The 24,342-nt window shown below is 75.0% G+C and carries 28 protein-coding genes; 25 read left to right on the forward strand and 3 right to left on the reverse strand.

The features are described from left to right. Positions 1-175 precede the first annotated feature (175 nt). The 14 genes from ftsZ (at position 176) to AB0G14_RS03570 (ending at position 12,642) form a co-directional block, all read left to right on the forward strand. On the forward strand, positions 176-1,291 hold the full coding sequence (ftsZ, locus tag AB0G14_RS03505) for a cell division protein FtsZ (RefSeq protein WP_350686241.1): 1,116 nt from the start codon (positions 176-178) through the stop codon (positions 1,289-1,291). A gap of 9 nt (positions 1,292-1,300) precedes the next feature. Next, on the forward strand, positions 1,301-2,047 hold the full coding sequence (locus AB0G14_RS03510; protein WP_357693302.1) for a YggS family pyridoxal phosphate-dependent enzyme: 747 nt from the start codon (positions 1,301-1,303) through the stop codon (positions 2,045-2,047). A gap of 195 nt (positions 2,048-2,242) precedes the next feature. Next, entirely contained in the window at positions 2,243-2,938 is a 696-nt protein-coding gene (gene sepF, locus AB0G14_RS03515; protein WP_357456605.1) for a cell division protein SepF, read from the forward strand. Between the two features lie 30 nt (positions 2,939-2,968). Further along, complete coding sequence (locus AB0G14_RS03520; protein WP_357456607.1) at positions 2,969-3,274, forward strand: YggT family protein; 306 nt, start codon at positions 2,969-2,971, stop codon at positions 3,272-3,274. 44 nt (positions 3,275-3,318) lie between these two features. Next, the gene (locus AB0G14_RS03525) at positions 3,319-4,119 is read left to right on the forward strand and encodes a DivIVA domain-containing protein (protein WP_357693305.1); all 801 of its coding nucleotides are present in this window, start codon (positions 3,319-3,321) and stop codon (positions 4,117-4,119) included. Positions 4,120-4,194: 75 nt separating this feature from the next. Continuing rightward, positions 4,195-4,794 carry a hypothetical protein gene (locus AB0G14_RS03530; protein WP_357693307.1) on the forward strand — a complete coding sequence of 200 codons (600 nt, stop codon included), beginning with the start codon at positions 4,195-4,197 and terminating at the stop codon, positions 4,792-4,794. A 14-nt stretch (positions 4,795-4,808) separates the two neighbouring features. Beyond that, entirely contained in the window at positions 4,809-5,108 is a 300-nt protein-coding gene (locus AB0G14_RS03535; protein ID WP_350709352.1) for a DUF167 domain-containing protein, read from the forward strand. Between the two features lie 22 nt (positions 5,109-5,130). Continuing rightward, positions 5,131-6,630 (forward strand): potassium/proton antiporter, encoded by a 1,500-nt coding sequence (locus AB0G14_RS03540; RefSeq protein WP_357693309.1) that lies wholly within the window; start codon positions 5,131-5,133, stop codon positions 6,628-6,630. A gap of 220 nt (positions 6,631-6,850) precedes the next feature. After that, the gene (locus AB0G14_RS03545) at positions 6,851-7,270 is read left to right on the forward strand and encodes a TraR/DksA C4-type zinc finger protein (protein ID WP_357693311.1); all 420 of its coding nucleotides are present in this window, start codon (positions 6,851-6,853) and stop codon (positions 7,268-7,270) included. A gap of 66 nt (positions 7,271-7,336) precedes the next feature. Then, complete coding sequence (gene lspA, locus AB0G14_RS03550; protein ID WP_357693313.1) at positions 7,337-7,948, forward strand: signal peptidase II; 612 nt, start codon at positions 7,337-7,339, stop codon at positions 7,946-7,948. Continuing rightward, a complete protein-coding gene (locus AB0G14_RS03555; RefSeq protein ID WP_357456620.1) occupies positions 7,945-8,889 on the forward strand; it encodes an RluA family pseudouridine synthase in 945 nt (314 codons plus the stop codon). The genes lspA and AB0G14_RS03555 overlap by 4 nt, the downstream gene beginning before the upstream one ends. 44 nt (positions 8,890-8,933) lie before the next feature. Continuing rightward, on the forward strand, positions 8,934-9,947 hold the full coding sequence (locus AB0G14_RS03560) for a hypothetical protein (RefSeq protein WP_357693315.1): 1,014 nt from the start codon (positions 8,934-8,936) through the stop codon (positions 9,945-9,947). Positions 9,948-10,024: 77 nt separating this feature from the next. After that, positions 10,025-11,632: an AAA family ATPase gene (locus tag AB0G14_RS03565; protein ID WP_357693317.1), complete on the forward strand. Its 1,608-nt coding sequence runs from the start codon at positions 10,025-10,027 to the stop codon at positions 11,630-11,632. A 56-nt stretch (positions 11,633-11,688) separates the two neighbouring features. Continuing rightward, positions 11,689-12,642, forward strand: a complete 954-nt coding sequence (locus AB0G14_RS03570) for a DUF2567 domain-containing protein (protein WP_357693319.1) — start codon at positions 11,689-11,691, stop codon at positions 12,640-12,642. On the opposite strand, the gene AB0G14_RS03575 is transcribed toward AB0G14_RS03570, so the two are convergent. Then, entirely contained in the window at positions 12,557-13,261 is a 705-nt protein-coding gene (locus AB0G14_RS03575) for an LON peptidase substrate-binding domain-containing protein (RefSeq protein WP_357693321.1), read from the reverse strand. The two genes, AB0G14_RS03570 and AB0G14_RS03575, sit on opposite strands and share 86 nt — an antisense overlap. Positions 13,262-13,367: 106 nt before the next feature. On the opposite strand from AB0G14_RS03575, the gene hisD reads away from it, so the two are divergent. The 9 genes from hisD (at position 13,368) to hisF (ending at position 19,929) form a co-directional block, all read left to right on the forward strand. Then, positions 13,368-14,690 carry a histidinol dehydrogenase gene (gene hisD, locus AB0G14_RS03580; RefSeq protein ID WP_357693323.1) on the forward strand — a complete coding sequence of 441 codons (1,323 nt, stop codon included), beginning with the start codon at positions 13,368-13,370 and terminating at the stop codon, positions 14,688-14,690. A 76-nt stretch (positions 14,691-14,766) separates the two neighbouring features. Then, complete coding sequence (locus AB0G14_RS03585) at positions 14,767-15,837, forward strand: histidinol-phosphate transaminase (RefSeq protein ID WP_357693325.1); 1,071 nt, start codon at positions 14,767-14,769, stop codon at positions 15,835-15,837. Between the two features lie 56 nt (positions 15,838-15,893). Then, positions 15,894-16,505 carry an imidazoleglycerol-phosphate dehydratase HisB gene (gene hisB, locus AB0G14_RS03590; protein ID WP_088999256.1) on the forward strand — a complete coding sequence of 204 codons (612 nt, stop codon included), beginning with the start codon at positions 15,894-15,896 and terminating at the stop codon, positions 16,503-16,505. Positions 16,506-16,563: 58 nt separating this feature from the next. Beyond that, positions 16,564-16,737, forward strand: coding sequence for a hypothetical protein (locus AB0G14_RS03595; protein ID WP_350709335.1), 174 nt, complete (start codon positions 16,564-16,566; stop codon positions 16,735-16,737). Positions 16,738-16,885: 148 nt separating this feature from the next. Further along, positions 16,886-17,518 carry an imidazole glycerol phosphate synthase subunit HisH gene (gene hisH, locus AB0G14_RS03600; protein ID WP_357693327.1) on the forward strand — a complete coding sequence of 211 codons (633 nt, stop codon included), beginning with the start codon at positions 16,886-16,888 and terminating at the stop codon, positions 17,516-17,518. Between the two features lie 36 nt (positions 17,519-17,554). Next, positions 17,555-17,878: a hypothetical protein gene (locus AB0G14_RS03605; protein WP_357693329.1), complete on the forward strand. Its 324-nt coding sequence runs from the start codon at positions 17,555-17,557 to the stop codon at positions 17,876-17,878. Between the two features lie 18 nt (positions 17,879-17,896). Next, the gene (gene priA, locus AB0G14_RS03610; protein WP_350709329.1) at positions 17,897-18,622 is read left to right on the forward strand and encodes a bifunctional 1-(5-phosphoribosyl)-5-((5-phosphoribosylamino)methylideneamino)imidazole-4-carboxamide isomerase/phosphoribosylanthranilate isomerase PriA; all 726 of its coding nucleotides are present in this window, start codon (positions 17,897-17,899) and stop codon (positions 18,620-18,622) included. After that, complete coding sequence (locus AB0G14_RS03615; protein WP_357693332.1) at positions 18,619-19,008, forward strand: RidA family protein; 390 nt, start codon at positions 18,619-18,621, stop codon at positions 19,006-19,008. The genes priA and AB0G14_RS03615 overlap by 4 nt, the downstream gene beginning before the upstream one ends. A gap of 153 nt (positions 19,009-19,161) precedes the next feature. After that, on the forward strand, positions 19,162-19,929 hold the full coding sequence (gene hisF / locus AB0G14_RS03620; RefSeq protein ID WP_357693334.1) for an imidazole glycerol phosphate synthase subunit HisF: 768 nt from the start codon (positions 19,162-19,164) through the stop codon (positions 19,927-19,929). A gap of 123 nt (positions 19,930-20,052) precedes the next feature. On the opposite strand, the gene AB0G14_RS03625 is transcribed toward hisF, so the two are convergent. Both AB0G14_RS03625 and AB0G14_RS03630 read right to left on the reverse strand, forming a co-directional pair. Further along, positions 20,053-20,514: a hypothetical protein gene (locus AB0G14_RS03625; protein ID WP_350709318.1), complete on the reverse strand. Its 462-nt coding sequence runs from the start codon at positions 20,512-20,514 to the stop codon at positions 20,053-20,055. A gap of 130 nt (positions 20,515-20,644) precedes the next feature. Then, a complete protein-coding gene (locus AB0G14_RS03630) occupies positions 20,645-21,298 on the reverse strand; it encodes a hypothetical protein (protein WP_357693336.1) in 654 nt (217 codons plus the stop codon). A gap of 58 nt (positions 21,299-21,356) precedes the next feature. On the opposite strand from AB0G14_RS03630, the gene AB0G14_RS03635 reads away from it, so the two are divergent. Continuing rightward, positions 21,357-22,814, forward strand: a complete 1,458-nt coding sequence (locus AB0G14_RS03635) for a PLP-dependent aminotransferase family protein (RefSeq protein WP_357693338.1) — start codon at positions 21,357-21,359, stop codon at positions 22,812-22,814. Positions 22,815-22,937: 123 nt separating this feature from the next. After that, complete coding sequence (locus tag AB0G14_RS03640; RefSeq protein WP_357693340.1) at positions 22,938-24,158, forward strand: low temperature requirement protein A; 1,221 nt, start codon at positions 22,938-22,940, stop codon at positions 24,156-24,158. Positions 24,159-24,342: the final 184 nt, after the last annotated feature.

Genomic DNA, 24,342 nt, shown 5'->3' on the forward strand with positions numbered 1-24,342 from the left:
GCGTGGGTGCGCTTACGTTGCCCCGAAGGGGATCAGTGGTTGACATAACTGTAAGCCTCTAGTAGAGGGTGAGGGTTTAATCCTGATCCTCGCTGGTGACAGCTGTCGTCGACCGCTGGTCTGGCCAAGCCGTACCCGGTCGGCCCATGCCAATCTCGAAGGGAAAGGACCGGAGATGACACCTCCGCACAACTACCTGGCGGTCATCAAGGTCGTCGGCATCGGTGGCGGCGGCGTCAACGCCGTCAACCGGATGATCGAGGTTGGGCTCAAGGGCGTCGAGTTCATCGCGATCAACACCGACGCGCAGGCGCTGCTGATGAGCGACGCCGACGTCAAGCTCGACGTCGGCCGCGAGCTGACCCGTGGGCTCGGCGCGGGCGCCAACCCCGACGTCGGCAAGAACGCCGCCGAGGACCACCGCGACGAGATCGAGGAGGTGCTCAAGGGCGCCGACATGGTCTTCGTGACCTGCGGCGAGGGCGGCGGCACCGGCACCGGCGGGGCGCCCGTGGTGGCGAACATCGCGCGCAAGCTCGGCGCGCTGACCATCGGCGTGGTGACCCGGCCGTTCTCCTTCGAGGGCAAGCGCCGTCAGGTGCAGGCCGAGTCCGGGATAGACGAGCTGCGCAACCAGTGCGACACGCTGATCGTCATTCCCAACGACCGGCTGCTGGCGCTCGGCGACCGCAACATCAGCATGATGGACGCGTTCCGCACCGCCGACCAGGTGCTCCTCTCCGGTGTCCAGGGCATCACCGACCTGATCACCACGCCGGGTCTGATCAACCTGGACTTCGCCGACGTCAAGAGCGTGATGAGCGGCGCGGGCAGCGCGCTGATGGGCATCGGCAGCGCCCGCGGCGAGAACCGCGCCGTCGAGGCGGCCGAGGCGGCCATCTCCAGCCCGCTGCTGGAGCAGAGCATGGACGGCGCCCGCGGCGTGCTGCTCTCCATCGCCGGCGGGTCGGACCTGGGCCTGTTCGAGATCAACGACGCGGCCCAGCTCGTCACCGACGCGGCCCACCCGGACGCCAACATCATCTTCGGCGCGGTCATCGACGACGCCCTCGGCGACGAGGTGCGGGTCACCGTCATCGCGGCGGGCTTCGACGGCGGCGCGCCGGCGTACAAGGCCGCCGAGTCGGGCCGCAAGCCCAACCAGAACCAACCCACCCAGCCCAGCACGCCGGTCACGCCCCCGCCGACCATGCCGGCGCCGACCCAGTCGCCGCGCCGGGTGCTCTTCGACGACGTGGACGTGCCCGACTTCCTCAAGAACGGTTCCTGAGCCCCGCCGATGACCGACAGCCCAGCCACGGTGCGCCCGGACCGGCGCGCCGAACTCGCGGCCGGCCTGGCCGACGTACGATCCCGGATCGCGCAGGCGTGCGCCGACGCCGGACGGGACACCTCCGAGGTCACGATGATCGCGGTGACCAAGACCTACCCGGCCGGGGACGTGGTGGCCCTGGCCGGGCTCGGCGTCACCGACGTGGGGGAGAACCGGGACCAGGAGGCGTCCGCCAAGGCGGCCGAGGTGGCCGCGGCCGGGGTGACGCCCCGGTGGCACCTCATCGGGCAGTTGCAGCGCAACAAGGCCCGGTCGGTGGTCCGCTACGCCGACGTCGTGCACTCGGTCGACAGCGTCCGGCTGGCGCGGGCGCTGGACGCGGCCTCGGCGGCGGGCCGGGACCGGCCGCTGGACGTACTGGTCCAGGTCAGCATCGACGGGGCCACCGGCCGGGGCGGGGCGCTGCCCGACTCGGCCGACCCGGACGCCGGGCTCGGCCCGGTGGCCGAGGCGGTGGCCGGCGCGGACGGCCTGCGGCTGACCGGCCTGATGGCGGTGGCGCCGCTGGGCTGGGAGCCGGAGCGGGCGTTCGCCCGGCTGGCCGAGGTGGCCGCCGGGTTCCGGACGCTCCATCCGGGAGCCGCCGCCCTCTCCGCCGGCATGAGCGGAGACATGGAGATCGCGATCCGGTACGGCGCGACACATGTCCGCGTGGGCAGCGCGTTGCTCGGAATGCGTCCCACGCTGCGGTAGCCTGACCGCGAGAGAAGCAAATTACATGCGTGTTGTTTGAAGGAGCGGCATCCCGTTGTCGGGGGTCGTGGCGTGCGACGCGAATCGCGCGCCAGGGGATTGCCGGTCCGGTCCGGTGGGCAGAAAGTGTTCCACTCGCGACAAGGCGACACGGCACGGGGGCGCGTGCCGCACGGCGGACGGGAAGGGCGCGGGATGGGTGCACTGCGCAAGGCGGGGGTCTGGCTCGGTCTGGTCGAAGAGGACGACGAGCGGGCCTACGACGACGGTGGCTACGACAAGGGTGGCTACCGCGATTCGCGCTACCGGCAGAGCCGGTACTCGGAGGAGTTCGCCGACGACGAGGAGGACGACGCCGAGGAGCCGCCGGCGCCCCGGTCCCGCCTCGGCGACCGCGGCCGGCTCTCCGAGCGGGTCGCCTCCCGGGCGGCCGAGGCCGAGCGGGCCGACGGCGACCGCCCGGAGCGGGCCGAGCGGTCCAGCGTCCGCTCCATCACCCGGTCGAATGCCGGCGAGACCTCCGGGGCGCTGACCTACCACACCCGCGACAACCTGGCCCTGGCGCCGCAGGCGCAGCCGCGTGAGCGGGCGGTCGTGGCCGAGGAGGAGCAGCGCTACCAGATCACCACACTGCACCCCACCACCTACCGCGAGGCGCGGACCATCGGCGAGCACTTCCGCGACGGCGTCCCGGTGATCATCAACCTCACCGAGATGGACGAGGCGGACGCGCGTCGACTTGTCGACTTCGCCGCCGGGCTCGCGTTCGGCCTGCGCGGTACGATCGAGCGCGTGACCAATCGGGTGTTCCTGCTCTCACCGGCCAACGTCCAGGTCACCGCGGAGGACAAGGCCAAGATCGCCGAGGGCGGCTTCTTCAGCCTGAGCTAGCCCCGCCCGACCCGAGGGACGTCGCCTGTCGTGTTGTCGATCGTGCTGCAAGTGCTGTATCTGGTGCTCTACATCTTCCTCATCACCCTGCTCGCCCGGTTCGTCCTGAGCGCCGTCCTGCAGTACGGTCGGCGCTGGCAGCCGGCCCGCGGGGCATCGGTGGGTCTGGAAATCGTGTGGAGCGTCACTGATCCCCCCCTCAACGCGTTGAGGCGTGTGATCCCTCCGTTGCGAATTGGTACCGTGAGCATCGACCTGGCTTCACTTGTGCTCCTGGTTATCCTGTTCGTGCTGATGGAGTTCGTGTTAGGGCCGTCGATCGACAGGACCACCTGACGATCGACGCGCTTTCGCGGCCGCAACTGACCCGAGGAGTTTCGATGCCGCTGACCCCGGCCGACGTCCACAACGTCGCCTTCAAAAAGCCGCCGATCGGCAAGCGGGGGTATGACGAGGAGGAGGTCGACGCCTTCCTGGACGAGGTCGAGCGCGAGCTTGCCCGTCTCATCGAGGAGAACAACGAGCTGCGTGCCCAGGTGGAGCGCGGCGGCCGTGGCGGCGCCCCCGCCGGCCCCGGCGGCGACGCCCGTCTCGCGGCGGAGCTCAACGACGTCAAGGCCCAGCTCGACCGGGTGCAGCGCGACAAGGCGGCGGCCGAGCAGGCCGCCCGGGCGATGCAGGCGGAGCTGGAGCAGGTCCGTACGGCCGGCGGGCCGGCGGTGACCGGTGACGGCGAGCAGCAGGCGCTGCGGGTGCTGATGATGGCCCAGCGGACGGCCGACGACCACGTCTCGGACGCCCGTCGCGAGGCCGACCAGCTGCTCTCCGAGGCCCGTTCCAAGGCCGAGGAGGTCACCCGCGAGGCCCGTTCCAAGGCCGACGCCCTCGAGCGCGACGCCCGCCAGCGGCACCAGGAGGCCATGGGCGGCCTGGACGCCAAGCGCACCGCGCTGCAGAAGCACATCGAGGAGCTCAAGCAGTTCGAGCGCGAGTACCGCACCCGCCTGAAGGCCTACCTGGAGAGCCAGCTGCGTGACCTCGACGGCCGTGGCCAGGGCCTGGAGGTCGAGATGACCCGTGGCGAGGGCAGCCGGGCCGCCGGCGGCAACGGGCTCGCCGCAGCCGGTCTCGCCGGCTCCTACGGCGGCGGTCGTTCCGGCGCCCTCGAATCTGGTCGCTGACCACCGGTCGGCGGCCGTCGTCACCGCGACGGTCGCCGACCTCGCCTCATCGGCACGACGCGGCGGGGGTGAGCCGTGATAGTCGCGAGTCTCCTGCTCATCCTCGTCGCGGTGGTGCTGCTGGTGGCCGGCCTGGCCGGTGGCTCCAGCGTCCTTCTCGTCGTCTCCATCGCGGCCAGTCTGTTGGCCGCCGTCGCGCTGGTCGTGGGCGCCCGCCAGGCGGCCGGCGACCGGCTGGCGGCGGAGCGGCCGTCGCGCACGGCGACCCGGCCGGCCGGTCCGGCCTTCGCGTACGGGCCGCCCGTGGAGCCGGAGATCCCCGTCCAGCACGTCCCTCCGACGGTCGACGCCGGCGGCACCGGGTGGCGGCAACCGCCCGAGCCACCGGTGGCCGACGTCGGCTCCCGGGGCGCCGCGCCCGGCGCGGTCGGGGCGTACGACGACGAGCCCGCGGCGCAGGACGTCACGCCGGCCGACGCCGCCCGGGTGGCCCGCCTCGACGCCGAGGTGCGGGTCGTCGACGGGCGTCCGCGCTACCACCTCGCCGGGTGCGCCCACCTCGTGGGCCGCGAGCACGAGTCGCTGCCGGTCGGCGAGGCCGTCGAGCTCGGCTTCACCCCGTGCGCCCACTGCGCGCCGAACACCGCCCTGCTCGCCGACGCCGGCCGGCTCTGAGCGGCCCGGCTCCGGTGGACGACACGCTGACCGTGGCGGTCCGGGTGAAGCCCGGCTCCGCCCGCGCCCGCGTCGGCGGCCGCTTCGACGGCCCGCACGGGCCCGCGCTGGTGGTCGCCGTCAACGCGCCGGCCGTGGACGGCCGGGCCACCGAGGCGGCCCGGCGGGCGCTGGCCGGAGCGCTGGGCGTCCGACCGGCTGCGGTGTCCCTGCGGGCGGGCGCGGCCAGCCGCGACAAGCTCTTCCTGGTCGAGGGTCCCGCACCGGAGCTGACCGAGGCGCTGCGCCGGTTGCGCGACGGGGCCGCCGGGTGACGTACGCCCGGGTCGGGCACCCGTGACGCCGGGGCTGGATCTCGCGCTGCTGCTCGGCGCGGCGGTGCTGCTGGTGGCGGTCGGGGCGGTGCGGCTGTCCACCCGGCTCGGGGTGCCGAGCCTCCTGGTCTACCTGGCCCTCGGCGTCGCCATCGGCGAGGCCGGGCTGGGCATCCGCTTCGACGACGCCGAGCTGACCCGGACCCTCGGCTTCTGCGCGCTCATCGTGATCATCGCCGAGGGCGGGCTGACCGCGCGGTGGAGCACGCTGCGCCCGGTGCTCGGGCTCGCCGCCCTGCTCTCCACCGTCGGCGTGCTGGTCAGCATCCTGGTCGTCGGCCTCGCCGTGCACCTGCTGCTCGGGCTGGACTGGCGGTTGGCGCTGCTCTACGGGGCGGTGCTCTCCTCCACCGACGCGGCCGCGGTCTTCGCCACGCTGCGCCGGCTGCGCCTGCCGCCCCGCCTGGTGGCGACCCTCGAGGCCGAGTCGGGGATGAACGACGCCCCGGTCGTGCTGCTGGTGGTGCTGCTGTCCCGGGAGGGGATCACCCATCCGTGGTGGTACGAGACCGCCCTGGTGAGCTACGAGCTGGGCGTCGGCGCGGCCGTCGGTTTCGCGGCCGGCGTCGGCGGGCGGTGGGCGCTGCGGCACGCCGCCCTGCCGTCGGCGGGGCTCTACCCGATCGCGGCGGTCGGGCTGACCGTGCTCGCCTACGGCGCCGGCGCGGTGCTGCACGCCTCGGGCTTTCTCGCCGTCTACGTGGCGGGGGTGATCCTCGGCAACGCCCGGCTGCCGCACCGGCAGGCCATCCTCGGTTTCGCCGACGGGCTGGCCTGGCTGGCGCAGATCGGGCTGTTCGTGCTGCTCGGGTTGCTCGTCACGCCGAGCCGGCTGGGCTCGGCGGTGCTGCCGGCGGTGGTCGCCGGGCTGGCGCTGGTGCTGCTCGCCCGGCCGCTGTCGGTGGCGGCGTCCGCGCTGCCGTTCCGGTTCGGCCTGCGCGAGCAGGCGTTCCTGTCCTGGGCGGGGCTGCGCGGCGCGGTGCCGATCGTGCTCGCCACCATCCCGCTGTCGGAGCGGGTGCCCGGCGCCGACCGGCTCTTCGACTCGGTCTTCGTGCTGGTGGTGATCTTCACGCTGCTGCAGACCGGAACGCTCGCCCCGGTGGCCCGCCGGCTGCGGGTGACCGCCCCGGCCGAGGCAGCGGAGATCCGGGTGGAGACCGCCCCGCTGGAACGGATGCGCGCCGACCTGCTCCAGGTGGAGGTGCCGCCCGGTTCCCGGCTGGCCGGGGTGCACGTCGACGAGCTGCGGCTGCCGCTGGGCGCCTCGGTGACGCTGGTGCTGCGGGACGGGGCGGGCGTCGTGCCCGGCCCGGACTTCCGGCTGAAGACCGGCGACAGCCTGCTGATCGTGGCGACCGCCGGGGTGCGCGACGAGGCGGAGCGCCGGCTGCGGGCGGTCAGCCGGCGGGGCCGGCTGGCCCGCTGGTTTGGCGAGTACGGCGAGGATCGCGACGGTTGATCTGCTAGCGTTCCTTTTGCCCCGATAAGGTACGACTCGGGGTCGAGCGGCGGTGCGTCGGAGCGGCACGTTGTCGGACGCCTGTACGTTCCGTATTCTTGCGAATCTCCGGAGTGCGCGGCCACGTCGCCGCGCGCCCCTTTTGTACTGGGGCGCCGATGTCGGTGGCCCCTGTCCAGGCGCCGCGGTCCGCCGCGGTTCCGCGGCCGAGGGAGCGACGATGGCGAAGCCAGCCGAGACCAGGACCGCCGGCCGCAAGCCGGTGGCGAAGGCCACCCGCAGCGCGGCGGAGACCGAGAAGATCCGGGCGGCCCTGGCGGCGCGGCGTGACGAGTTGCGTGCCGAGTACGATCAGACGCTGAGCGAGATCACCGAGCTGCAGCGCGAACGGCTGACCGACTCGGCCGGGGACGACCAGGCCGACACCGGGACGAAGACGTTCGAACGCGAGCAGGAGATTTCACTCGCCAACAGCATCCTGGAACGGATCACGCAGGTCGAGCGGGCGTTGGAGCGGCTCGACGAGGGTGGCTACGGCTGGTGCGAGCGGTGCGGCAACCCGATCCCGGTGGAGCGGCTCGCCGCGTTCCCGTCGGCCACCCTCTGCGTGACGTGCAAGCAGCTGGAGGAGCGGCGCTGAGGCCCGCTCCCCGGCGGCCATGGGAGGCGGCGCGCGAGCGCCGCCGCGAGCGTCGATGGGGAGCAGATGTCCGAAGCACCGCCCGCCGGGTCCGGCAGCGCTGAGCCGGGAGGCGGCACGCCCCGCCGCCGGGCCGTCACCATCCTGCTCGGCGTCGCGCTGACCGCCCTCGTGGCCGACCTGGTCACCAAGCACCTCGCCCTGCTCACCCTGTCCGACCGCGAGCCGGTCAAGCTGCTCGGCGGCGCGGTCTACCTCACCCTGACCCGCAACAGCGGTGCGGCCTGGAGCATCGGCGCGGACCACACGTGGGTCTTCCCGCTGATCACCCTCGGCGTGGTCGGCTGGATCCTCTGGATGGCCCTGCGGCTGCGTTCGCTGCCCTGGGCGATCTCGCTCGGCCTGGTGCTCGGCGGGGCGCTGGGCAACCTCACCGACCGGATCTTCCGCGCCCCGGGCTGGTTCGTCGGGCACGTGGTGGACATGGTCAGCCTCTTCGACCCGTACGGCCGGGTCTGGCCGGTGTTCAACCTGGCCGACAGCGCCCTGGTCTGCGGCGTGGTGCTCGCCGTCGTGCTGGAGCTGACCGGCCGCCAGCGCGACGGCAGCCGGGTCGGCAAGGACGGGGCCACCGAGGCGACGGCGCCGGCCGACGCGGGGCAGCGGGAGCGGGCATGACCTCCGCCTTCGCCGCCGGCGGCGACCACCGCTCCCTGCCCCTGCCCGACGGTCTCGACGGCACCCGGCTCGACCAGGCGGTGTCGCGGCTCTTCGGGCTCTCCCGCACCGCCGCCGCGGCCCTGGTCGACGCCGGCGACGCGCTGGTCGACGGGGTGGTCCGGGCCAACTCGTACAAGGTCAGGGCCGGCTCCTGGCTGGAGGTGACCCTGCCCGCCCCGGCCGCCCCGCCCACCGTGGTGCCGCAGGCGGTCCCCGGGCTGCGGGTCGTGCACGCCGACGACGACATCGTGGTGGTGGACAAGCCGGTCGGCGTCGCCGCGCACCCGAGCCCCGGCTGGACCGGTCCCACGGTGATCGGCGCGCTGGCCGCGATCGGGCACCGCATCTCCACCAGCGGCGCCGCCGAGCGGCAGGGCGTGGTGCACCGGCTCGACGTGGGCACCACCGGGATCATGGTGGTGGCCAAGAGCGAGCAGGCCTACACCGCACTGAAGCGGGCGTTCAAGTACCGCGAGGTCGAGAAGCGCTACCACGCCGTGGTGCAGGGGCACCTCGACCCGCTGCGGGGCACCATCGACGCCCCGATCGACCGGCATCCCACCCACGACTACCGCTGGGCGGTGGTCTCCGGCGGCAAGCCGAGCATCACCCACTACGACACGGTGGAGGCGTTCCCGGCGGCGAGTCTGGTCGACGTCCGGCTGGAGACCGGCCGCACCCACCAGATCCGGGTGCACTTCTCCACCCTGCGGCACCCGTGCGTGGGCGACCTCACCTACGGGGCGGACCCCACCCTCTCCGCCCGGTTGGGCCTGGCCCGACAGTGGCTGCACGCCCGCTCGTTGAGCTTCCTGCACCCCCGCACGGGGGACGAGGTGCGCTTCGTCAGCGACTACCCTGACGACCTGGGCCGGGCGCTCGAGATCCTCCGCGACTGAGCGTCGTCCCACCGCCAGACGATCCGACGAGGGGGACCGCACCCGTGCGCGCCGGCGACCCGCTACGGCGATGGGACCAGCCTCCGCTGCCCCGGCTGGCCGGCGCCGTGACCCGGCCCGGCGACGGTCCGGCCCGGCCGCGGGTGCTCACCACGATCGCGTTGCTCTCCTGCGCCGCCGTGCTGCTCACCGCCGTGTGGTCCGGCGACGACCGCCCGACCGGTGACCGCACCGTCGGCGAGGTGACCCGGGTCGGGGTGGCCCACGGCGACTCGATCCCCGGCTACGTCCGCGCCGCCACCGCCGACCTGGCCGCGCTGCCGCCCGCCGCCCCGGCGGCCGGCGACGGGACGTACGCCCTGGTGTCCCTCTCGTCCTACCTGACCCCGCAGGGGGCGGCGGCGATCCTCGGCGACGTGCCGGTCGCCGCCGTCCTCGGGCGGGTGCCGCTCGCCGACCGGCAGACCGAGATCGTCCGCATGCCCGCGCAGCGGGTGCCCGACGACGTGGTCGCCGGGATGGCCGAGGTCGCCGCCCGCAAGGAGCGGGAGGCCGCCGACCACCGCGCCCGGTCCGCCGCGCTGACCGGCGGCGGGCAGGCCGAGCGCGAGCTGCGGCAGGTGTACGACAGCGGCGCCGAGGTGTCGGCGGCGGAGGCGGCCGCATACCGCTCCGGCTGCGCCTGCCTCTACGCGGCGGTGGTCCGCGCCGAGCCGGTGGCCCTGCGCCGCCTGGCCGCCCGGCCCGGGGTGCGGGCGGTCGACCCGGCACCCGAGGTCACCCGGCTCGACCGGACCGTCTTCACGCCGCCGCTGCCCGAGCAGCGGGAGGTCGCGCACCCGCCGGCCGACGCCGGCCTCGTCGCGGGAACGGCCACGAGGGAACGCGACCGGGGCACGCCCCCGACCCCGCCGGTGGGCGAAACGTCGGAACCCGCACCCGAGGTGACGGATTCGTCACCGGTCCGGACCGGCCCGGCCTCCGGCGGAATCCCGTCGCCGACCCCGCCCACCTCGGCAGACGCCGCCGCTGGCGGCACCGGGGCGCCGGCCGGGTGACGGTGGGCAGGACCGAAGGTGCGCGGACGGGTGTGGTCCGAATAGGGTTTCGTTCGTAGCCTGTCAGGCGGACGTCGATGGTGCTGGGAGGGCGAGCCGTGGAGGGCAGCGAGACCGGCTGGGCACGGCCGGCCGAACCAGCACCGCGGTGGCGGGCGCTGCTCGACCGGGCCCGGCACGGCGGTCGACCGGCCGAGCAGGCCGAGACCGACCGGCGTGAGGTGCCGCCGGCCCCGCCCGAGCCGCTGCCGCGCCGGTCGTCGGGGAACGGCTACGCCGCGCGGGTGCCAGCCATCGGGCGGGCCCCCGAGCCGCCGCACGGCGCGGAGCCCGGCCCGCCGGGGTACGGCACGGAGTACGGCCGCCCGGCCGACGCCGGATACGGCACGGAGTACGGCCACCCCGCCGACGCCGCATACGGCACGGAGTACGGCCACCCCGCCGACGTGGGGTACGGCCGCTCGGCCGATGCCGGGTACGGCCGCTCGGCCGACGCGGGGTACCGGGCCGAGGCCACCTACCGGGTCGAGCCGGCCTACCGGGTGGACCCGGCCGAGTCGGCCTACCGGGTGGAGCCGGGCTACCCGGCCGAGCCGGACCACCGCGAGCCGCCGGCCCACCGGCCCGAGCCCTCCCACGTCGTGCCGACGCAGCGGCGCGGGCACGAGCCGGTCGAGTCGCGCTACGCGCTGCTGGACAACGGCTACCGGCACGAACCGCCGCCGGCCGAGTCCCGGTACGCCCCCCTGCTCGACGGCGGCTACCGCCCCGAGCCCGCCTACCAGCAGCCGCCCCCGGCGGCGCCGCCCGCCCCGCCCCCGGTCGCCGAGCGGGGCTACCCGGCCCGCGTCGAGTGGCGCCCGCGCGGGGCGGAGAGCGAGCTGGAGCGCGCCGCCGGGGTGCTCCGCCGCGACCTGGGCACCCCGCGGGTGCTCGCGTTCGCCAACCCCAAGGGCGGCGTGCACAAGACCACCGCCACCGTGCTGGCCGCGGCGACCGTCGGCAGTGTGCGCGGGCGGGGCGTGCTGGCCTGGGACGACAACGAGCTGCGCGGCACCCTCGGGCTGCGCGCCGGCAGCGCCCGGCACGCCCGCACCATCCGGCACCTGGTCGGCGACCTCGCGCACATCGAGATCAAGGAGGGTGCGGAGCTGCTGGAGCACCTCGACGACTACCTGCGGCACGCCTCCGACGGCTCGTACGACGTGCTGGCCGGCGAGGAGAGCCCCCGGTTCGCCCAGCGGCTCGACCAGTTCACCGTCCGGCGGGTGCTGGAGCTGCTGCGGCGCACCCACGACGTGATCTGCGTGGACACCGGCAACAACGTGGAGAGCGCCAACTGGCGCACCGTCATGCAGGCGGCCGACCAGCTCGTGGTGACCACGGTGCCGCGCGAGGACGCCGCGTTCAGCGCCGACTGGATGCTGGACCTGCTGCACGAGGTGGGCATGGGCGAGCTGGCCGACAACGCGGTCACCCTGATCTCCTGCCCCACGCCGGGCCGCTCCCCGTTGCAGGACGACCTGGAGCGCCACTTCGCCACCCGCACCCGCGCCGTCGCCGTCGTGCCGTACGACCCGGCGCTGGAGACCGGCTCCTCGATCGAGTACCAGCAGCTCCAGCAGGAGACCCGGCAGGCGTGGCTGAAGGCCGCGGCGGTGATGCTGGAACCGTTCGCCCGGTGAGCGGGTGTGCCGCCACCGGCCACCCGCGCCGCAGCCCGGCCTGAGAGGATCACGGGGTGAGCGCGGACACCCCCGAACCCGACCGGCCCGGCCGCCGACCCGACGAGCCGGGCGCCCCGGCACCGGCAGCCCCGGCGGAGCCCGCCGCCCCGGCCGAGGACGCCCCCGCCGGCCCGTACGCCGCCCGGGAGGTCGACCAGCAGGTCGCGCGGGAGGCCGGCCCGTACGTCGCGCGGGAGGCCGGCCCGTACGCTGCGCCGCCAGCGGGCGCCGCGAGCCCGTACGACGGCCCCGGCGCGTTCCCCTACGGCGACCCGGGCGCCGCCTACGGAGTCGGCCAACCGGTCCCGCCCGCCGAGCCCGAGCTGCCGCGTCGCCGGGCGGTGCGGCTCGCGGCGGGCGCGGGGCTCGCGCTGACCGTCCTGGGGGTGCCGCTCGGGCTGCTCTGGGCCGCGCTCGCCCCGGACACCCCGGTGCTCAAGGTCCCCGACGGCGCGATCTACGCCGAGCCGCAGCCGGAGCAGCCGGTCGCCGCCGACGGCTGGTTCAGCCTGCTCGGGCTGGGCTTCGGGGTGCTCGCCGCGCTCGCGCTGTGGTTCGTGCTGCGCCGCGTGCGGGGGCCCGTCGGCCTGCTCGCCACCGTGCTCGGCGCGTTCGGCGCGGCGCTGGTCGCCTGGCAGGTGGGCCGGCGGATCGGGCTGGCCGGCTACCAGCGGCTGCTGGAGACCGCCCCGGACGGCCGGGCCTTCAGCAAGCCGGCGGACCTGCGGGCCGGCGGGATCGACCTGATCTTCGGCGTGCTGCCGGTGCCGCACGGCAACCTGCTGCTGCCCGCCTTCGGCGCGGCCGTGACGTACACCCTGCTGGCGGGCTGGTCCCGCTGGCCGTCGCTGCGCCCGGAGCCCGAGCCCGGCGCGCCCGGGGTCAGTTGGGAGTCGGCGGGGAGGCCAGCTCCGCCAGCGGCACCGGAACCGCCCGCACCTGGCGCAGCAGCGCCGCCTCACGGTTGAGCAGCCGCAGCTCGGCGCGGAGCCGGGCGGCGGTGTCGTCGATGGCGAGCAGCCGCTGGCGGTCGGCCACCGTCAGCGCCGCCGTCGCGGCGACCAGGTGGGAGAGCACCGTCGGGTCCTCCGGTAGCTGCTCGGACAGCTCCTCCGGGTCGGCCCGGATCAGCCCCAGGTACTGCCGGAAGACCGAGATCACCCGGGCGGCGAGCAGGTCGGCGACCTCGTCCGGCCCGTCCGGCTCGGGCAGCCACTCCACCTCGGCGGTGAGGTAGGGCGCGGCCTCACGGTCGACGCCGGCGACGCGGAACCTGCGCCGGCCCACCGTGACGATGTCGAATCCCCCGTCGGGGCGCTCGGTGACCTGCCGCAGCTCGGCCGTGCAGCCCACCTCGTGCAGGGTGACGTCGCCGCCGCCGGGCACCGGCCGGCCGTCCGGGGCGGTGGGGGCGACCTCCCAGCCGGCCTGGATGGCGACCACGCCGAACTCGCGTGGGGCGCCCTCGGGAAGCCCGACCAGGTGCCGGACCAGGGCGCGGTAGCGCTCCTCGAATATGTGCAGTGGCAGCACCAGACCGGGGAAGAGGACCGTCCCGAGCGGAAATACCGGCAGCCGCGCAGTCACGCGTCGAGGGTAGCCCGATCCCGGCGCGGCGGCGTGTCCCGGCTCACCGTCCCGCCGTACGGGCGGCAGCGGTCGGCGTCCGGGCCGGCCGCCTAGACTCGCAAGGGTGTTGAACCGGATCGACCTGCGCGGCGGCGTCCGCGACCCGCGCCGCCTGCTGCCCCGTGCCCAGCTCGACGTCTCCGTGGCCGTCGAGAGGATCCGCCCGCTCGTGGAGGCGGTCCGGGAGCATGGTTACCCGGCGATCCGGGAGGCCAGCGAGCGGTTCGACGGGGTCTCGCCCGAGGTGCTGCGGGTGCCCGGCGAGGCGATCGCCGAGGCGGAGGGGAGCCTCGACCCCGGGGTGCGCGCCGCGCTCCTGGAGTCGATCACGCGGGCCCGCAAGGTGCACGCCGACCAGCGGCGCACCGACCACACCACGCAGGTGGTGCCGGGCGGCACGGTGACCGAGCGCTGGGTGCCGGTCGACCGGGTCGGCCTCTACGTCCCCGGCGGCCTGGCGATGTACCCGTCGACCGTGGTGATGAACGTGGTGCCGGCCCAGGCGGCCGGGGTCCGCTCCCTGGTCGTGGTCAGCCCGCCGCAGAAGGACAACGGCGGCCTGCCCGATCCCCGGGTGCTCGCCGCGTGCGCCCTGCTCGGCGTCGACGAGGTCTACGCCGTCGGCGGCGCGCAGGCCGTCGCGATGCTCGCCTACGGGGCGGCCGTCGACGCCGGGGGCAACGCGCACTGCGACCCCGTCGACATGATCACCGGCCCGGGCAACATCTGGGTGACCGCCGCCAAGCGGCTGCTGCGCGGGGTCGTCGGCATCGACGCCGAGGCCGGCCCGACCGAGATCGCCATCCTGGCCGACGACACCGCCGACCCGGCGCACGTCGCGGCCGACCTGATCAGCCAGGCCGAGCACGACCCCCTCGCCGCCAGCGTGCTGGTCACCCCGTCGGTCGCGCTGGTCGACGCGGTCGAGCGGGAGCTGGCCCGGCAGGTGCCGGCCACCAAGCACGCCGAGCGGGTCACCACCGCGCTGACCGGCGAGCAGAGCGGCGTCGTCCTGGTCGACGACCTCGACGCCGGGCTGCGGGTGGTCGACGCCTACGCGGCCGAGCACCTGGAGATCCAGACCCGGGACGCCCGCGAGTGGGCGCTGCGCGTGCGCAACGCCGGGGCGATCTTCGTCGGCGCCTGGTCGCCGGTGTCGCTCGGCGACTACTGCGCCGGCTCCAACCACGTGCTGCCCACCGGCGGCTGCGCCCGGCACTCCTCCGGGCTCTCCGTGCAGTCCTTCCTGCGCGGCATCCACCTGGTGGAGTATTCGCAGGAGGCGCTGCGCGAGGTGGCCCCGCACGTGGTCACCCTCGCGGGAGTGGAGGACCTGCCCGCGCACGGGCAGGCGGTCAGCGTGCGCTTCCCGGGGACGGCGTCGTGAGCGAGCGCAGCGCGCGCACCAGCAGGCTCCGCCGTTGCCGGCCGCACGCCGCCACCGGGCGACGCGAGGTGGCAGCGTGAGCGGGCTCGACGACCTGCCGATCCGGGACGACCTGCGCGGGCTCACGCCGTACGGGGCGCCGCAGCTCGACGTCGCGGTGCGGCTGAACACCAACGAGAACTCCTACCCGGTGCCCGAGCCGGTGGTGGACGCCATCGGCAAGGCCCTCGCAGCGGAGCTGCGCGACCTCAACCGCTACCCGGACCGCGACGCCGTGGCGCTGCGCGCCGACCTCGCCGGCTACCTGGGCCACGGGCTCACCGCCGAGCAGGTGTGGGCGGCCAACGGCTCCAACGAGATCCAGCAGCAGCTGCTCCAGGCGTTCGGCGGGCCGGGGCGCACCGCGCTCGGCTTCACCCCGGCGTACTCGATGCACCCGCTGCTGGCGCTCGGCACCGGCACGCGGTGGGTGCCGGCCCGGCGCGGCGTCGACTTCGGGCTGACCGCCGACGAGGCGGTCGCCCAGGTCCGCGCGCACGCCCCGGACGTGGTCTTCCTCTGCTCGCCGAACAACCCGACCGGCACGGCGCTCGACCCGGCCGTGGTCGCCGCCGTGCTGGACGTCGCGCCCGGCATGGTGGTCGTCGACGAGGCGTACGCCGAGTTCGCCCGCCCCGGCACGGTCAGCGCGCTGGCGGTGCTGCCCGGGCACCCGCGGCTGGTGGTGACCCGGACGATGAGCAAGGCGTTCGGGTTCGCCGGTGGCCGGCTGGGCTACCTGGCCGCGGACCCGGCGGTGGTGGCGGCGGTGCAGCTGGTCCGGCTGCCGTACCACCTCTCGGCGCTGACCCAGGCCGCGGCCCGGGCGGCGCTGGCGCACCGCGACGCCCTGCTCGGCACGGTGGCCGCGATCATGCAGCAGCGCGACCGGATCGTGGCGGAGCTGCGCGGCCGGGGGCTGCGGGTCGCGGACAGCGACGCCAACTTCGTGCTGTTCGAGGTCGGGGGCGACCAAGCCGTCGCCTGGCGCACCCTGCTCGACGCCGGCGTGCTGGTCCGCGACGTCGGCCTGCCCGGCTGGCTGCGGGTCACCGCCGGCACCCCCGCCGAGACCGACGCCTTCCTCGCCGCCATGGAGAAGATCTAGTGGGAGCGCGAGGAGTGAGCTCTGCGAGCCCCGCAGCCGCGACCGAAAGGCAGACAATGAGCCGGACCGCCCGGGTGGAGCGGATCACCAAGGAGACCAAGGTCCTCGTCGAGATCGACCTCGACGGCACCGGCCGTGCCGAGATCGGCACCGGGGTGGGGTTCTACGACCACATGCTGCACCAGATCGCCCGGCACGGCGGCTTCGACCTGACGGTGCGCACCGTCGGCGACCTGGAGATCGACGCCCATCACACGATGGAGGACACCGCGCTCGCCCTGGGCGCCGCGTTCGACCAGGCGCTGGGCGACAAGGCCGGCATCCGGCGGTACGGCTCCGCCACCGTCCCGATGGACGAGGTCCTCGTCCGGGCCGCGGTCGACCTCTCCGGCCGCCCGTACGTGGTGCACGACGAGCCGGCGCTCGCGCCGTACATCGGGCCGGTCTACCCGACCAGCATGACCCGGCACATCTGGGAGTCCTTCGGCCAGGCGGCCCGGATCACCCTGCACGTGGACGTGCTGCGGGCGGCCCGCCCAGGCGGGCACCCGGACGCCCACCACGTGGTGGAGGCGCAGTTCAAGGCCGTCTCGCGCGCGCTGCGCGAGGCCACCGCGATCGACCCGCGCGCCGCGGGCGCGATCCCCAGCACGAAGGGTGCTCTCTGATGGGCGCGAGGAAGGCGGCACGGCGGAGTCCCGCAGCCACGGACGGAGGGCGGAGCTGATGGGCGGGGTCCTGCCGACGTTGCTGCTGATCCTGGCCGGTGTGTTGGTGGGCGGCACCTGGTCGCTGCACAAGCAGGGCGCACCGCGCGGCGCGGTGGTCGTGACCGCGCTGCTCGCCGTGCTGGCCACGGCCGGCGGCGTGCTCTGGCTGCTGCCCGGGGACGGCTCGTGAGCCGGCGGCCCGTCGGACCGGCCGCGGCGCGGCCCCGTGCCGTCGCCCCGGGGCGGGGCGGTGCCGGCATGAGCGAGTGTCAGCGAGCGAGTCATCAGTGCGGCGCCGTGGTGCCTCATGCCGCCACCGGGCGAAGCGAGGTGGCGGCATGAGCAACGTGGTGGTGCTCGACTACGGGTCGGGCAACCTGCGTTCGGCGGAGCGGGCCCTGGCCCGCGCCGGCGCGGACGTGACGGTGACCGACGACCTGACCGCCGCCGCCGAGGCGGACGGCCTGGTGGTGCCGGGCGTGGGCGCGTTCGCCGCCTGCATGGCCGGCATCGAGGCGCTCGGCGCCGGGCCGGTGATCGCGGAGCGCGTCGCCGCCGGGCGTCCGGTGCTGGGCATCTGCGTCGGCATGCAGGTGCTCTTCGAGCACGGCGACGAGCACGGCGTGGTGACGAAGGGCCTCGGGCTGCTCCCCGGCGGGGTGACGAGGCTGGCCGCCGACCGCCTGCCGCACATGGGCTGGAACACGGTGTCGGCGTCGGCCGGGTCGGTGCTCTTCGCCGGGCTGCCCGCCGACAGCCGGTTCTACTTCGTGCACTCGTACGCCGTCGGCGACCCGGGAGCGCTGGCCGCCGCCGGCGCCACGGTCACCACCGCCCACCACGAGACCGACTTCGTGGCGGCGGTGGAGCGGGGCGCGCTGTGCGCGGCGCAGTTCCACCCGGAGAAGTCCGCCGACACCGGTGCCGCCCTGCTGGGCAACTGGCTCGCTATGCTGCCGACCGGTGACTGAGCGCCCGTCCGCCTCCGTCCGCCGGCCGGGCACGCCGTGAGCAAGGAGCGGGCCCGTCGCCGGGCGGCCCGGGAGGCCGAGGCGGCCCGGGAACGGGTCGTCCGGGAGCGGCGGGCGGCCCGGCGGGAGCGCCGGCGGGCGCTGGTGCGCCGGATCACGCCCGCGCTGCGGCGGCGGCGTACCGGCCGGCTGCCCCGGCACAGCCGCGGCGAGCGGGCCGCGATCGTGCTGCTGACCCTGGCGGCGATGGTCCTGATCTGGTCGCTCGTGGACGACCTGGCGCTGCGGATCGCGCTGGTCGTGCTGTTGCTGCTCGTACTGCCGGCGATCGTGGTGATCGCCCTGGACCGTCGCACCTGACTTCGAGGAGAAGACATCGTGAGCCTCACCCTGTTGCCCGCCGTGGACGTCGCCGACGGCCAGGCCGTCCGGCTCGTGCAGGGCGCCGCCGGCAGCGAGACGACGTACGGCGACCCGCTGGAGGCCGCGCTGGCCTGGCAGCGGGACGGTGCCGAGTGGATCCACCTGGTCGATCTCGACGCGGCGTTCGGGCGGGGCTCCAACGCGCACCTGCTGGCCGAGGTGGTGCGCCAGCTCGACGTGAAGGTGGAGCTCTCCGGGGGCATCCGGGACGACGAGTCGTTGCAGGCCGCGCTCGGCACCGGCGCGGCCCGGGTGAACATCGGCACCGCGGCCCTGGAGGACCCGGTCTGGTGCGACCGGATCTGCGGCGAGTACGGCGACCGGGTGGCGATCGGGCTCGACGTGCGGGGCCGTACCCTCTCCGCCCGGGGCTGGACCCGCGACGGCGGCGACCTCTACGAGGTGCTGGAGCGGCTGGACAAGGCCGGCGCGGCGCGGTACGTGGTCACCGACATCACCAAGGACGGCACCATGCGCGGGCCGAACCTGGACCTGCTGCGCGAGGTCTGCGCGCGCACCGACGCCCCGGTGATCGCCTCCGGTGGCGTCTCCACCCTGGACGACCTGCGGGCGCTGGCCACCCTGGAGCCGATCGGCGTGGAGGGCGTGATCGCCGGCAAGGCGCTCTACGCGGGCGCGTTCACCGTCGCGCAGGCGCTGGACACCCTGGCTGCGGCGTGACCGCCACCCGGCTCGGCTCCGGCGGCCCCTGGGAGGCCGTGTACGGCTACTCCCGGGTGGTCCGGGCCGGCGACCTGGCCTGGACCGCCGGGTGCACCTCCACCGTCGACGGCGTGGTCACCCACGTCGGGGACGCGGCGGCGCAGACCGCGCAGGCCCTGCGGATCGCCCTGGACGCGCTCGCCGAGGTCGGCGCGGCGCCCGGTGACGTGGTCCGCACCCGGATGTACGTCACCGACCGCGCGTACGCCGACGAGGTGGGCCGGGCCCACAACGCGGTCTTCGGCGCGGTCCGCCCGGCCGCCACGATGGTGGTGGTCGCCGGCCTGCTGGATCCGGACCACCTCGTCGAGGTGGAGGTGGAGGCGTACCTCGGCGACCGCTGAGCGCTGCGCGGCGACAACCTGGGCAAGATGCTCGTCCGGGTGTGAGGAAGGGCACCTTCCCGACGCCTCCGGCGGAGCAGGTCCCCTGTCAACGGCGGTGGCCGGCCTCACAGGGCCGGTCAGCGCCGTCACCGGGAAGGATAGGCTCGCGGCATGACGGTGGCGGTACGGGTGATCCCGTGTCTGGACGTGGACGCCGGGCGGGTGGTCAAGGGGGTCAACTTCCTCGACCTGCGCGACGCCGGCGACCCGGTGGAGCTGGCCGCGGCGTACGACCGGGCCGGCGCGGACGAGCTGACCTTCCTCGACGTCACCGCCTCCTCCAGCGACCGCGGCACCATGCTCGACGTGGTCCGCCGCACCGCGGAGTCGGTCTTCATCCCGCTGACCGTCGGCGGCGGCATCCGGCAGGTCGCCGACGTCGACACCCTGCTGCGGGCCGGCGCGGACAAGGTCGGGGTGAACACCGCCGCGATCGCCCGCCCCGAGCTGATCGCCGAGATCGCCGACCGGTTCGGCCGGCAGGTGCTGGTGCTCTCGCTCGACGTGCGGCGCGCGCCGGCCGGCACCACGCCCAGCGGCTTCGAGGTGACCACCCACGGCGGCCGGCGCGGCACGGGGCTGGACGCGGTCGAGTGGGCCCGGCGGGGCGCCGAGCTGGGCGCGGGGGAGATCCTGCTCAACTCGATGGACGCCGACGGCACCAAGGCCGGCTTCGACCTCGAACTCATCGGTGCGGTGCGCCGGGTGGTCGACGTGCCGGTGGTGGCCAGTGGTGGCGCGGGCGAGGTGGCGCACTTCGCACCGGCGGTCGGCGCCGGCGCGGACGCGGTGCTCGCCGCCAGCGTCTTCCACTTCGGGGAGCTGACCGTCGCCGAGGTCAAGGACGCGCTGCGCGGAGCCGGCCACCCCGTCCGCTGACCGGGCCCGGCCGCGCCGGGCGGAGCCGGCCACCCTGTCCGCTGACCGCCCGGGCCGGTCGCCCGTGGAGGGGTTCATCCGGTCCGGCCGACCTGCGCGTGGTCCGAGTCGTCGTCGGCGGGGTCAGTCCGGGCGGGACCGGTTCTCCGGGGAGCGCCGGGGTGCCGGGATCGACCGCACCACGTATTCCTGGACGGCCGCGGCGTGCTCCTCCTCGTCGAGGTGCCACTCGGCGCTGACCGGGGTGTGCCGCCGGCTGAGCACGCCCTGCACCGTGTCCACCGTCGTGGCCAGCCCGGCGCTCGGTCGGGTGCGCCAGAGCCGCTCACCGTCGGCGGTGATCCGGAACCAGCCGTCGGTGACGCTGACCAGCCCGGCCCCGACGAGGCGGCGGACCGCCGCCTCCACCTCGTGCCGCTCGGGGATCGCCTGGTTGAGGTGGTCGGCGGTGGAGAGCACGTCGGCGAGGCGCACGCCCTCGGGCCGGCGGCTGGACGCCGCCCGGCGGTGCCGGCCGGCACCGCTGGCGATCACCAGCGAGACGAAGATCCAGGCATCGGTCCAGCGCCAACCGTTCTCCCCCATGCCAGGATTCTGCCGGGCGTGGCGGCCGAAGGGAACACCGACGCCGCGCCGGCGTCCCGGAACAGGGGTTCGAGGCCGCCCACGGCCGAGGTGTCGTGGAGGGGCCGGCCACAAGGAGGGCCGGGACCGGTCAGGTCGCGGGGAGCGGCTCGGCGCGGCCCGGGGCGACCTCCGCCGGCTCGGGGACGGTGAACAGCGGCAGGAAGAACTGAGTCAGCGGGCCGATGGTGAGCGCGTAGGCGACCGTGCCGACGCCGACCGTCCCGCCGAGCAGCCAGCCCAGCGCCAGCACCGTGACCTCGATGACGGTGCGGACCAGCCGGACCGACCGGCCGGGCCGCCGGGCGACGTAGCCGGTCATCAGGCCGTCGCGGGGGCCGGGGCCGAGGCGGGCGCCGATGTAGAGGCCGGTGGCCGCGCCGTTGGCCACGATCCCGGCCGCCAGCAGCCCGATCCGTACGCCGAGCGGCCCGCCGGCCGGCAGCAGGGCGAGCGTCGCGTCCACCACCAGCCCGATCACCAGGACGTTGCTCACCGTGCCGAGGCCGGGGCGCTGACGCAGCGGGATCCAGAGCAGCAGCACCAGCGCGCCCACCACGATGGTGACCGTGCCGAAGGAGAGGCCGGTCAGCTCGGCCAGGCCCTGGTGGAACACGTCCCACGGGTCGAGGCCCAGCCCGGAGTTGATCATGAGGGCCATGCTCACGCCGTAGAGGACGAGCCCCGCGTAGAGCTGGGTCAGCCGCCGCGCGGGACGATGCCGGAGATTGCCAATTGCTGCCACTCGTGCCACTCTAGGGTCCAATTGGCGGGATGGAAGAGCCAATATCGGAGGGGTGGCCATGACGAGTCAGGTTCGGGGTGCTCAATTGGCTCGGCTTCTCGGCCAGTGGCATGCGCTTCCGGGCCGCCGCCGCAGCCCCGACTACGCCGCCCTGGCCGGTGCCGTGCGGGGCCTGCTCGCCGACGGCCGGCTGCCGCTGGGCGTACGCCTGCCGGCCGAGCGGGAGCTCGCCGAGGCTCTGAAGATCAGCCGGACCACGGTCACCGCCGCGTACCGGGAGCTGCGGGAGAGCGGCCACCTGGCCAGCCGGCGCGGTGCCGGCAGCTGGACCATGCTCCCGGGCACCCACCGGGTGGCGAGCACCGGCCTGTGGACCCCGCTGGACGACCGGGACATGATCGACCTCGGGGTGGCCGCGCTCGCCGCCCCGCCGGAGTTGCTGCCGGCCGCCCGGGCCGCCGCCGAGGACCTGCCGCGCTACCTGGGTGGCGCCGGCTACCACCCGACCGGGATCATCGAGCTGCGCGAGGCGGTGGCCCGTGCGTACACCGAGCGTGGCCTGCCCACCTCGCCCGACCAGATCATGGTCACCAACGGCACCCAGCACGCGCTGGACCTGGTGCTGCGCCTGTCGCTCGCGCCGGGCGGCAACGTGCTGGTCGAGGCGCCCAGCTACCCGAACGCGCTGGCCGCGCTGGCCGCCCGGCGCGCCCGGATCACCACCCACGGCCTCGCCGTCGACGAGCCCGGGTGGGACGCCGACCTGCTGCTCGGCAGCCTCCGCCAGGCCCGGCCCAAGCTGGCGTACCTGATCCCGGACTTCCAGAACCCGACCGGCCACCTGATGCCGGCGTCGCTGCGCGAGCGGGTGGTCGGCACGGCGCACGCCGTCGGCACCGACCTGGTCGTCGACGAGTCCTTCGTGGACCTGCCCCTGGACGGGACGGTGCTGCCCCCGCCGACCGCCAGCTTCGACCGGCACTCCCGGGTGGTCACCATCGGCGGGATGAGCAAGCCGTTCTGGGGCGGCCTGCGGATCGGCTGGGTCCGCGCCTCGGCCCCGCAGGTGCAGCGGCTGGCCGCCACCCGGGTCGGCGTCGACATGGCCAGCCCGGTGCTGGACCAACTGGTCGCGGTCCACCTGCTCGCCGACGCCCCGGCGATCGTCGCCGCGCGCCGGGCGCAGCTCACCGCCCAGCGCGACGCGCTGCTGGCGGCGCTCGCCCAGCGCCTGCCCGAGTGGCGGGTCACCGTGCCGCACGGCGGCGTGACCCTGTGGGCCGAACTCGACGGCCCGATCTCCAGCGCGCTCGCCCGGGCCAGCGAGGAGGTCGGCGTACGGCTGGCGCCCGGTCCCCGGTTCGGCCTGGACGGCACGCTGGAGCGCTTCCTGCGGCTGCCGTTCACCCTGCCCGCCGCCGACCTCGTCGAGGCGGTCGGGCGGATCGCCGCCGTCCGGTACGACCTGGACCGCGGCGGCCGACCGCAGTGGCGGGAACCGGCCGTCATCGCCTGACCCCGGGACGCGGGCCGGCCGCGAAGCCCTCCACCGCGGGCGGCTGCCAGACTGTGCGCCGTGGTGACTGGTGGTACGACGCGGCGCGCGCCGCGCATGCGGGTCATGCGGGAGGGGTCCACCGTGACCCCGCTCGAACTCTTCTTCGATCTGGTCTTCGTCTACGCGCTCACCCAGGTGACCGCCCTGATGGCCGACGACCTCACCGGGCGTGGGTTGCTGCGTGGCCTGCTGGTGCTGGCCCTGCTCTGGTGGTGCTGGTGCTGCTACGCGTGGCTCGGCAACACGGTCCGGGCCGACGAGGGCGTCGTCCGGGTGGCCCTGTTCGCGGTCATGGCCGCCATGTTCGTGGTCGCGGTGACCATTCCGGAGGCCTTCGACGACCTGCCCGGCGGGCTCTCCGGGCCGGTGGTCTTCGCCGCCTGCTACCTCGTCGTCCGGGTGCTGCACCTGGTGATCTACTGGCACGCCGCACGCGGCGACGAGGGGCTGCGCCGGCAGTTGCTGCGGGCGGTGCTGCCCATGCTGGGTGGGGCGCTGCTGCTCTTCTCAGCCGCGTTGCTGCCGCAGCAGCTCGCCGACGACCCGGCCCGGGTCTCCACCATCCGTACGGCGCTGTGGGTGCTCGCGCTGGCCGTGGACTACGGCGGGATCATGGCCATCGGCGCGGACGGCTGGCGGATCTTCTCGGCCGCGCACTGGACCGAGCGGCACGGGCTGATCATCATCGTGGCGCTGGGGGAGTCGCTGGTCGCCATCGGCGTCGGCGTCACGCACCTGCCGATCTCCTGGCCGATCATCGTCGCCTCCGCGCTGGCCATCACCGTGACGGCCGCGTTGTGGTGGGCGTACTTCGACGTGGTGGCCATCGCGGCGGAGCAGGTGCTGCACCGGGCCGAGGGCGCGGCCCGGGCCGCGCTGGGCCGGGACTCGTACACGTACCTGCACCTGCCGATGGTGGTCGGCATCATCCTGCTCGCGCTCGGCTTCAAGAAGGTCCTGTCGTACGTGGGCGACGGCAGCGCGCACGACCTCACCGACCCGCTGCACGGCCTGGGCCTCTACGCCCTCTACGGCGGGGTGGTGCTCTACCTGCTCGGGCATCTGGGCTTCCGGCTGCGCAACATGGGCTCGGTCAACTGGCCACGGGCGGTGACGGTGGTGCTCCTGGTCGCCCTGGTGCCGCTGGCCGACCGGCTGCCGGCGCTGGCGGCGCTCGCGGTGCTCGCCGTCGTCTGTGTCGGCATGGTGGCGGCCGAGGTGCGGCTCTTCGGCGAGGACCGGCGAGCCCTGCGGGACGCGTCGCTGACCGCGCACGGCGCCGGGCCCGAGCCCGGCCGCTGACCCCTCCGAAGCCGAGCAGACGAGGTGGCGTGGCCGCCACCTGTGACGGCCGGCGGCCCGCGCCCGGCCGGGCGGGGGGCGCCCCCCCCGGGGGGGGAGAGGTTAGGGGGCCGTGGCGCGGGGAAATAGTAAAAAAACGCGGGGGCAATTGTGTACACACCCCACAGCAGTTAAATTTTAAAAG

It is taken from the genome of Micromonospora sp. NPDC023814, from assembly GCF_040639595.1.
Taxonomy (GTDB): domain Bacteria; phylum Actinomycetota; class Actinomycetes; order Mycobacteriales; family Micromonosporaceae; genus Micromonospora.